This is a genomic window from Amycolatopsis sp. NPDC003676 (assembly GCF_053587275.1).
Genome location: NZ_JBSFNS010000408.1, coordinates 1 through 1,085, shown reverse-complemented (window position 1 = coordinate 1,085; position 1,085 = coordinate 1). Strand labels below are relative to the sequence as shown.

Below are 1,085 nucleotides of genomic sequence, written 5' to 3'. Positions count from 1 at the left end.
AGCGGGCACGACCTGGAAGGAACTCATGGACGCCGATCTCTCGTACTTCCGCGGACCCCTTGCTCAGGCGTTGCGGGAAGAAGGCCGCGACGAAGGCCGTGCCCTCGGACGCGACGAAGGCCGCGAAGAAGGAATGGACGAGGGGCGGGCCAAGGACGTGCTGCTCATCCTTCGGCATCGCGGGGTTCATATTTCGGAGGACGCCGCCGAACGCGTCACCGCGTGCCGGGACCAACGCACGTTCGATCTGTGGATGCGTCGCGCATTGGAGATCTCCAGGATCGAGGAGTTGTTCGACTGAGAGGTCGGGCGAGGTGGCCGTCAGCGTAGGTGGGCGGGGTCTATGCCGAGGGTGTCGGCAAGACCGGCTGCTCCCGTAGGGGTGACGCGGACGGCGCGGCCGGTTCCGGACGGGGTGATCCAGCTCAGGGCAAGCAGGCGGCGGTGCAGGAGGACCGCGGCGGGGCCGCCGAGGTGGGTGCGGCGTTCGGTCCAGTCCAGGCAGGGGCGGGTCAGGGGGCGGCGGGAGCGGGTGAGGGTGGGCTCGTCGATGCCGAGGGTGGTGGTGAGCCAAGTGGTGCCCGCGGGGGTCAGGGTGTGGGCGTTGTCCGGGTCGAGGAGGCCGCGGTGGGCCATGGCGTCGGTGAGGGTGACGCCGAGGCGGCCGGCCAGGTGGTTGTAGCAGGTTCGCCCGCGCGCCAGGGCCGCGTCGGCGGTGGCGGCGCGCAGGTTCTTCGGCGGGGTGGGGGTCGGGTCGAGTTCCGCCAGCAGGGTTTCCAGGAGCTGGGCGATCGCGGGACTCGCCAGTTCGACGTAGCGGTGCCTGCCCTGTTTGCGTTCGGTGATCAGGCCCGCGCCGCACAGGCGGTCCAGGTGGGCCGTGGCGGTGGACGGGGCGACGCCGGTCAGGCGAGCCAGTTCGCCGGCGGTCCAGGCGCGGCCGTCGAGCAGGGCCAGGCACATGTGGGCTCTGGTCCGGTCGGCGAGGACAGCGGCCCAGTCGGCGAGGGCGGCGGCGCGGGCGGGCGTACGTGGGTGTAGCGACGCGGGGACGTCACCTTGTAGTAGTTCTCCGAGTCGCCGAC

Annotated in this window: 2 protein-coding genes; one reads left to right on the top strand and one right to left on the bottom strand. The window is 71.6% G+C overall.

Annotated features, from left to right (window positions below; all coding sequences use genetic code 11):
* Positions 1 to 301 (top strand): hypothetical protein (locus ACWDNU_RS46800; protein ID WP_449673578.1); only part of this gene is annotated, 301 nt, incomplete at its 5' end.
* Positions 302 to 321: 20 nt separating this feature from the next.
* On the opposite strand, the gene ACWDNU_RS46795 is transcribed toward ACWDNU_RS46800, so the two are convergent.
* Positions 322 to 963 (bottom strand): ArsR/SmtB family transcription factor, encoded by a 642-nt coding sequence (locus ACWDNU_RS46795; protein WP_449673579.1) that lies wholly within the window; start codon positions 961 to 963, stop codon positions 322 to 324.
* Between the last annotated feature and the right edge of the window lie 122 nt (positions 964 to 1,085).

Bases quoted from the DNA above. Each gene is read 5' to 3' on its own strand.
- ACWDNU_RS46795 (WP_449673579.1), bottom strand. From the start codon at position 963: ATGTGCCTGGCCCTGCTCGACGGCCGCGCCTGGACCGCCGGCGAACTG.